This is a genomic window from Rhodopirellula sp. JB055 (genome assembly GCF_043100905.1).
Taxonomy (GTDB): Bacteria; Planctomycetota; Planctomycetia; order Pirellulales; family Pirellulaceae; genus Rhodopirellula.
Map to the genome: position 1 here is coordinate 25846 of NZ_JBICHO010000087.1, position 7426 is coordinate 33271.

At 56.2% G+C, this 7426-nt stretch carries 7 protein-coding genes; 6 read left to right on the plus strand and 1 reads right to left on the minus strand.

Annotation, left to right across the window (positions count from 1 at the left end; genetic code table 11):
- Positions 1–18: 18 nt before the first annotated feature.
- The gene (locus tag ACF8AM_RS03335; RefSeq protein ID WP_392554269.1) at positions 19–339 is read left to right on the plus strand and encodes a DUF1294 domain-containing protein; all 321 of its coding nucleotides are present in this window, start codon (positions 19–21) and stop codon (positions 337–339) included.
- Between the two features lie 26 nt (positions 340–365).
- Here ACF8AM_RS03335 and ACF8AM_RS03340 read toward each other — a convergent pair whose 3' ends face one another.
- Positions 366–1037 (minus strand): hypothetical protein, encoded by a 672-nt coding sequence (locus ACF8AM_RS03340; RefSeq protein ID WP_392554270.1) that lies wholly within the window; start codon positions 1035–1037, stop codon positions 366–368.
- Positions 1038–1174: 137 nt separating this feature from the next.
- On the opposite strand from ACF8AM_RS03340, the gene aroB reads away from it, so the two are divergent.
- From aroB to ACF8AM_RS03365, 5 genes are all read left to right on the plus strand, one after another.
- The gene (gene aroB, locus ACF8AM_RS03345) at positions 1175–2293 is read left to right on the plus strand and encodes a 3-dehydroquinate synthase (RefSeq protein WP_392554271.1); all 1119 of its coding nucleotides are present in this window, start codon (positions 1175–1177) and stop codon (positions 2291–2293) included.
- A gap of 21 nt (positions 2294–2314) precedes the next feature.
- The gene (locus tag ACF8AM_RS03350) at positions 2315–2869 is read left to right on the plus strand and encodes a transcription termination/antitermination protein NusG (protein ID WP_392554272.1); all 555 of its coding nucleotides are present in this window, start codon (positions 2315–2317) and stop codon (positions 2867–2869) included.
- 398 nt (positions 2870–3267) lie between these two features.
- Entirely contained in the window at positions 3268–5277 is a 2010-nt protein-coding gene (locus ACF8AM_RS03355; RefSeq protein WP_392554273.1) for an FAD-dependent oxidoreductase, read from the plus strand.
- Position 5278: 1 nt separating this feature from the next.
- Complete coding sequence (locus ACF8AM_RS03360) at positions 5279–6667, plus strand: cytochrome c3 family protein (protein WP_392554274.1); 1389 nt, start codon at positions 5279–5281, stop codon at positions 6665–6667.
- A 115-nt stretch (positions 6668–6782) separates the two neighbouring features.
- Positions 6783–7406: a DUF3365 domain-containing protein gene (locus tag ACF8AM_RS03365; RefSeq protein WP_392554275.1), complete on the plus strand. Its 624-nt coding sequence runs from the start codon at positions 6783–6785 to the stop codon at positions 7404–7406.
- The last annotated feature ends 20 nt before the right edge of the window (positions 7407–7426 follow it).

A 7426-nucleotide genomic window follows, 5' to 3' on the forward strand; every position in this document is an offset into this window, starting at 1 on the left:
GAACGAACCCGCGGCCGGATGCGGCGGGAATGGAACACGCCTTCGGAGAAACTGTCCGTGACGCTCGCACTCATCATCGCCGCTGAAACGTTTTTTGCCAGTGTCTTGACCGCGGTTTTCTATTGGATCGACAAACGAGCTGCGCGGGCCGGCAGTCGTCGCATCCCGGAAAAAACGTTGTTGCTGGCCAGCGTTCTAGGCGGATGGCCGGGAGGCTACCTCGCCGGACAGAAACTCAGGCACAAAACGGCAAAGGTTTCGTACCGTGTCCAATTCGCGATTGCCGCGGTGATTCACGTGGTCGCAGTGGTTGCGATTCTGTGGTTCGGTTTGCGTTGATATTCGCGAACCACAACGCAGCGGTTTCACTCCGCCGGTGGAGTGGCATTGTCGTCGGCGTCGGTTCGCTGGCCATACCGCAATTCGCTGACTCGCATCAGCAATCCCAATTGGTGTCGCAGAGCGGGGCGGACCCGGTCGGTCACCTTCACGCGTTGGGATCCATCGGCCGGCCCGACTGTTCCGCTGGCCAATTCCAAATCGATCAAAGCCGGTGGGACTCGTTTGTAGTGCGGATCGGAAAATTCCAATCGAACGACGATCGGAGATCCGGATTCGTCCTTCGTTCCCGCGGCGAGTTCATCTGCCGTTTGCGTGACATTGGGATCGACCACGAGGGCTTCTACTGACAAAGGTTCGACGGTCTCCCATCGATAGTGGGATTGTTCCAGCAGTGCTTTGCGGAGGTGTCCGAGTCCGGGGAACGCGGTCAGTTCGACTTGTTTGAAATCGGCACCCGGCCCGGGCATCAATTCCACGTGGTCACCCAATTGAATGGCGGTGATCACTTCGGGGCCCCAGAACTCCGTTGTCTTGACCAACTTGGTGCGGCGAGCAGCGATGCTGAGGACGGCCACGAGAGCACCGATCACAACGATGGCCACCAACGCGACGATTTGGCCTCGAGTGACGACGACCCGCGGATCGTTGTATTTGTCCGCATGAGGATCCGCGGCAGGGGACTCGTTTTCGTTCATCAAAGGGCAATTCGTGAGGGGCGGAAGCGGCAGGTTCGGGCCGGGGTGAGGAAGCCCGCGGAGGCATGCCGCGAAAACGGCTCACCGGCTACACTATCCTAACCGTGCAACCAACTTTGCCCCAACCCATCGACCTCATGACCGCACCGATTGAATCAATCGAAGTCTCGCTTGGTGACCGCAGCTACCCAATTTGGATCACCACGGGGCTGACCGACGCCGCTGAGCCGTCGCATTTTGCCAAGCACTTTCAAGACGCAGTGGGCGACTGCACGCATGTGGTTATGATTCACGACGCGGCAGTGGCGGACACGATCGCTCATTCGATTGAGCAGCAACTTTCGCGGTCCAATATTCGCATCACACGCATCGCGATCCCGTCGGGTGAAACCAGCAAATCGGTTTCGAGGCTCGAGTCGATTTGGAACACGATGTTGGAATCAGGGACGGATCGTCGCAGCGTTGTTGTCGCGGTTGGCGGCGGGGTCGTGGGAGATTTGGCCGGATTCGCGGCCGCCTCGTTCACTCGCGGGTTGAGGTTCGTGCAGGTTCCCACGACGTTGCTTTCGATGGTCGACAGCAGTGTGGGTGGCAAGACCGGGATCAATCTGCCCGGCGGCAAGAACATGGTGGGCAGTTTTTGGCAGCCACAGATGGTTTGGATCGACACGCAGTCGCTCTCCACGTTGCCCGATCGCGACTTCATCAGCGGCATGGCGGAAGTGATCAAGTACGGCGTGATCGAAGACGCCGAATTCTTTGCTTGGCTCAAAGCCAACGCCGCGCGAATGATCGAGAAGGAACCTCAGACACTGCGGTACGCAATCAGGAAGAGCTGCGAGTCAAAAGCCCGTGTGGTCGCCGAAGATGAGCGTGAAACATCCGGCCGGCGTGCGATCTTGAATTACGGCCACACGTTTGCCCATGCGATCGAAGCCACGGCGGGCTATGGGGTGTGTCTGCACGGCGAAGCGGTCTCGATTGGAATGCAAATGGCCGCGCAGTTGGCCATCGACATGGAACTCTGTGACCCATCTTTGCTAAAAGAACAGACCGCGGTGCTGTCCGCCGCGAAATTGCCACTGGTTTGGAAAGACGCGGATCCAGAACGAATGCTGCCTGTCATGTCGCATGACAAAAAAGTATCGCACGGGAAACTGCGTTTTGTTTTGCCGGACCGGATCGGGCACGTTGCGATGGTCGGGGATGTTCCCACGGACAAAGTCATCGCGGCGATCAACTCGGCTCAACACTGATTCACGGACGCTATCACTTCGATGCCCATTCTTCCTTTTGAACCTGATTGTTATCCCGAGGATTTGATCCATCAGGAAGAGTCTCTGGATTCGCCTTGGTGGTTGCTGTACACAAAAACTCGGCAGGAAAAGTCGGTGATTCGACAGTTGCGCGAGCTAGGAGTGCCCCACTACGCGCCGATGATCAAGCAACGTTTTCGTTCGCCAGCGGGACGTTTGCGTGAATCCTTCGTACCTTTGTTCTCGACGTATGTCTTTTTGCGAGGCGACGATCAAGCTCGCTACGAAGCGGTCTGCACCGGGGCCATTTTAAAAGCGACTGAAATCCTGGAGGTGCCCGAACTGCTGGATGACCTCCGGCAGATTCAAAGCTTGATCGAGATGGGCGTGCCGCTGACGATCGAGAGCCGGCTTCAACCAGGCGAAAATGTTCGCGTGAAAAACGGCACCTTCGCGGGCTACGAGGGAACGGTGATTCGCCGCGAAAATGAATCGCGTTTGCTGGTCTTTGTTCGCTTCATGCAACAAGGCGTGAGCGTGAAACTGGAAGATTGCCAACTTGAAAAGATTGGCTGAACGAGCGTTCCTGTTCGATTTGATCGGCGACGGCTGATCGAATCCGTATCGTGGGAACTTGCTTCAGATCATGCCCGCTTAATCCGTGGGCAGCATTGCTTGCTCGCTAAGCAGGGATCTGCCTGTCTTTTCAACGGCAGAATCTGCACCACCGTCTGATGCGTAAGATGCGCCATCATCCATCGCTTTGATAGATGCCCGAGTGATGCATCTTTTGAGGAATGCGCGCCCTTAGCTGGTTTTGAAGAGCACTTCAGCTGTTTGGTCCTCGAGAGTCGGAAGATTGGAATGACGTGTGCTTTGGACGTGAAACATCGTTTCAACCATTGCAATTGATTCCACGTGGACCGATCACCGCGTGAGCATGCAAACCACGTGAGTCGACAACCGGCCTGCCCATGCAAGGTGTTCCCCAACTCGCCACTCCGTCCGACGCCGATGTCATATCGGCCGAGCGTTTGGTGTTTGTTGGCGGAGGGATGGCGGCTCATGGGTTTTGCAAACGGATCGTTGAAAGTAGCCAGCGTTCGCGGTTCGCCATTTCAGTTTTTGGTGAAGAGCCGCGGCCGGCCTACGACCGCGTGAACCTTTCCTCTTTGCTGGCGGGACGCCCCGAGTCGGAACTGTTGCTCTCGCCCAAAGAGTGGTACGAGCAACATGACATTCTGTTTCACACGGGGCGACGCATCACGCGAATTGACCTGGAACGCCAACAGGTTCACGACGATTACGGACGCGTTGAGCCATACGATCATTTGGTGCTTGCGACAGGATCGTTCCCTTGGGTGCCGCCGATCTCGGGTGTGAAAAGCCCGGGTGTGTTTGTGTATCGCACGGTTGATGATTTAGAAGCGATCCGGCGATTCGTTGACACTCGCAATGCCAAGACGTCGGCTGTCATTGGCGGTGGATTGCTCGGTTTGGAAGCCGCGAAAGTCATCACGGATCTTGGTTTGGCGACCACCATTTTGGAAGTTGCCCCTGGCTTGATGCCTCGACAGCTCGACGCCGCGGGGGCAAAGGTGCTGAAAGAAAAGGTCGAATCGCTGGGCGTTGACGTGCATGTCACGCGTCGGACAAAAGGAATTGTCGCTCGGGATGGCAAGCTGACTTTGGAATTTGAAAACGCGGAGCCCGCGGAAGTCGACATCGTTTTGGTTGCCGCCGGTATTCGTCCACGGGACGAGCTGGCGCGACAGGCTGGTTTGGAACTCGGCCCCCGAGGTGGCATCGCGGTGAACCGGAGTTTGCAAACCAGCGACCCAAACGTTTTCGCGATTGGTGAGTGTGCCGCCGTGGAAGGACAGGTCCACGGTTTGGTGGCGCCCTGTTATCGCATGGCCGATGTCTTGGCGGCGCGGTTGTCGGGTGAGCAAGTTGAGTTTGTCGACGACGAGGAATCGGTCGAGCTGAAACTACTTGGCGTTCCCGTGATCACTCTTGGAAAAGCGATTGGTGAATCGACCTCTGGAGTGGTCGTCACTCACGCGGGCAAAGACGGATATCGCAAACTGATTTTGGAACAGGGCCGTGTGGTCGGTGCGGCTTCGGTGGGCGAGTGGGAAGACGTGAACCTCATTCGAATGTCGGTTGCCCAGCACAAACGATTGTGGCCGACTCAACGAGTGCGTTTTGCACGAACGGGGACACCGTTTGCCGGTGGGGCTGGATTGCCGATCCAACAGTGGCCCGGCTACGCGACGGTTTGTTCCTGCATGGGAGTGACGCGAGAGAAACTCGGAATCGCGATCGCGGAGGGGCACGCGACGATGCCGGAGTTGTCGGCGGCGACCGGCGCCGGAACCGCCTGTGGAACCTGTCGAAACATGCTCTGCGAATTGGTGGGGCAGGGCGCAGAGACCGTCCATCTTCGCGGCAACAAAGCCGTTTTGGTGACTTCCGTTTTGGCGGCTTGCCTGGCGGTGGTGCTCTTTGCAATGCCGCCGATTCCATTTGCTGCTAGTGTCCAGGATTCTTGGCGAAAGGTGGACCTGTTCTGGCGGGACGGATTCATCAAACAGGTCACCGGGTTTTCATTGTTGTTTTTAATGTTGGTGGCGCTCTTGTTTTCGCTTCGCAAACGAGTGAAACGCGTCAGCTTCGGCGACTATGGATGGTGGCGAGCAGCACACGCCGTCATCGGCACCACGATGTTGTTTGGGTTGATCGTTCACACCGGTGTCCGAATGGGCAGCAATCTGAATTTCTCGCTCAGCCTGACGTTTCTGTTGCTGTCTTTGGTCGGTGGTTTGGCGGGCATCGCTTCATCGCTGGAATCCAAACTGTCGGGCGATTCCGCGATGTTCTTGCGAGCATGGCGACCCAAGTTGACTTGGGTTCACATCGCTCTGTTCGTTCCGCTGCCTGCGTTGTTGGCCGGTCATGTCTTCAGCGTGTATTGGTACTGACATGACGGCAGCCAAACAACTGTGGTTAAGTTTGATCGGCGTGAATGCGCTGGTGATCGCTGGCATTGCTTATTCGGCGTTCGCGCCGGAGGCATCGACCAAAGCGATGTTGTTGCCGGGCAAAACATCGCACGGACACTATCAGATTGAAATGCGATGTGACTTGTGTCACACCGAAGGCAGCGGGCTGCGTGAAGACGCCTGCACGAGTTGTCATGCGGAAGAATTGCGACGTGCGAAGGACACGCATCCCGCCAGCAAATTCAATGATCCGACCAATGCTGAGTTGTTGTCCGTGCTGGATGCAACGGACTGCGTGACGTGTCACCGAGAACATGTCGAGGAACAAACGCTGGAGATGGGGCTGACGATGCCGGCGGACTATTGTTTTCATTGCCACCAAGAAACTTTGCAAACGCGGCCCAGCCACGCAGATTTTAAGTTCGATTCGTGTGCGACAGCGGGGTGCCACAACTACCACGACAACCGGGCTCTGTATGAGGATTTTCTGTTGAAGCACGCCGAAGAGGACGTGTTCTTAGAAGAAATGGTCGGACTGACACGTTTGACTTTGTCGGAGAATTCCGACGAAGCATTGTCCAGAGAGGACGCCGATGGACTCGAGAGTTTAGGCACGACCGATTCGTCAGATGACTTGATGATTTGGAATGATTGGGCGTCCACCGCGCACGCATCAGCCGGCGTGAACTGCAGTGGTTGTCACTTGGAGGTCTCCGACGACAGAGACGAAGCTGCTTCCAATCTCGCAGGCACATGGAATCGCAAAGTTTCTGTTCAGACGTGTGGCAATTGCCACGAGCGGCAGATGGAAACTTTCTTCGAAGGCCATCATGGGATGCGTCTGGCAGCGGACTTGCCCGCCATGACGCCCCGCGATGCTCGCATCCCGATGCATGTTGACGCTGCACACCGCGAGCTGGATTGCAACGCTTGTCATTCGGGGCACCGATTTGACACCCAGTACGCTTCCGTTGACGCCTGCTTGACATGTCACAGTGACGAACACAGCCAATCGTTTCTGACGACCAGCCATCATGCGGCCTGGCAAAGTGAGCTGGCGGGGGACGCACCCACGGGCAGCGGCGTTTCCTGCGCCACATGTCACATGCCTCGCATGGAGGATGAAGACGGCAATGTCTGGGTCAATCACAACCAGAACGACAACCTTCGTCCCAATGAAAAGATGATTCGCGACGTGTGCATGCAGTGCCACGGACTGGCGTTCTCGATCGATGCGTTGGCGGATGAACAACTGATTGACAACTGTTTTGCGGACGCTCCATCCACTCACATCCAAAGCTTTGACATGGCGAAATCTCGCTTCGAAGAAAGACAACGCAAACGGGAGGCTCGTTCCAAGCAGAAGTGACTCATGCAAACAAATCGTCTCGTCGCGATTGTTGTCGAAGGTTCTCTTTCGACATTTTTCCGGCCGCTTCATTTCGGCTGTTTTTTCAAAGCACACCTAACCCTAGGACATGTTCATGTTATTCAGATTCAATCCCAGACTTTCCGTTTTTGGTTTGCTGTGTCTGTTCATCGCGACAGCAACTGGATGTGGTGGAGGTGCCAATGCATCCGCCACCCCATCGGAATCCTCGGAAGCCGGTATCCCGTACAAGAAGTTTGCGGATGCTGTGCACGCGGTGATGATGGCCGATCGGACCGTCTACGCATCCAAGGTCGTCACGCGTTTGAAAAAGCAAGAGGCGCCCGTCGAACCGAGTGAGTACTGGGAAGACGAAGAGCACACGATCCCATTGCCAGCGCAAATGTTTCGGATGGGATCGGAACTGGTGTTTGACAACCCCGAAGCCGGGTTCACGTATGCCTTGAAAAGCAAGTGGCCATTGAATGAACAAAACAAACCCAAGAGCGATCTCGAAGTCGCGGCTCTGGATTTTTTGGCTGAGAACCCAACCGAGAATTTTTACGGCGAAGAAGAGTTGGGCGGTGAGAAGTATTTCGTTGCGGCCTATTCAGACAAAGCCGTCGCGGAAGCGTGTTGGAGTTGCCACAACGATCACCCCAACCGTGGTGATGACTACCCTGAATTTGTGAAGGACGACGTCATGGGGGGCGTCATCGTTCGCGTGCCCATGAAGTGACCGAGGCTCGATGTGTTCAG

Bases quoted from the DNA above. Each gene is read 5' to 3' on its own strand.
- ACF8AM_RS03360 (WP_392554274.1), top strand. From the start codon at position 5,279: ATGACGGCAGCCAAACAACTGTGGTTAAGTTTGATCGGCGTGAATGCG.
- ACF8AM_RS03340 (WP_392554270.1), bottom strand. From the start codon at position 1,037: ATGAACGAAAACGAGTCCCCTGCCGCGGATCCTCATGCGGACAAATAC.
- aroB (WP_392554271.1), top strand. From the start codon at position 1,175: ATGACCGCACCGATTGAATCAATCGAAGTCTCGCTTGGTGACCGCAGC.
- ACF8AM_RS03335 (WP_392554269.1), top strand. From the start codon at position 19: ATGCGGCGGGAATGGAACACGCCTTCGGAGAAACTGTCCGTGACGCTC.
- ACF8AM_RS03350 (WP_392554272.1), top strand. From the start codon at position 2,315: ATGCCCATTCTTCCTTTTGAACCTGATTGTTATCCCGAGGATTTGATC.
- ACF8AM_RS03355 (WP_392554273.1), top strand. From the start codon at position 3,268: ATGCAAGGTGTTCCCCAACTCGCCACTCCGTCCGACGCCGATGTCATA.
- ACF8AM_RS03365 (WP_392554275.1), top strand. From the start codon at position 6,783: ATGTTATTCAGATTCAATCCCAGACTTTCCGTTTTTGGTTTGCTGTGT.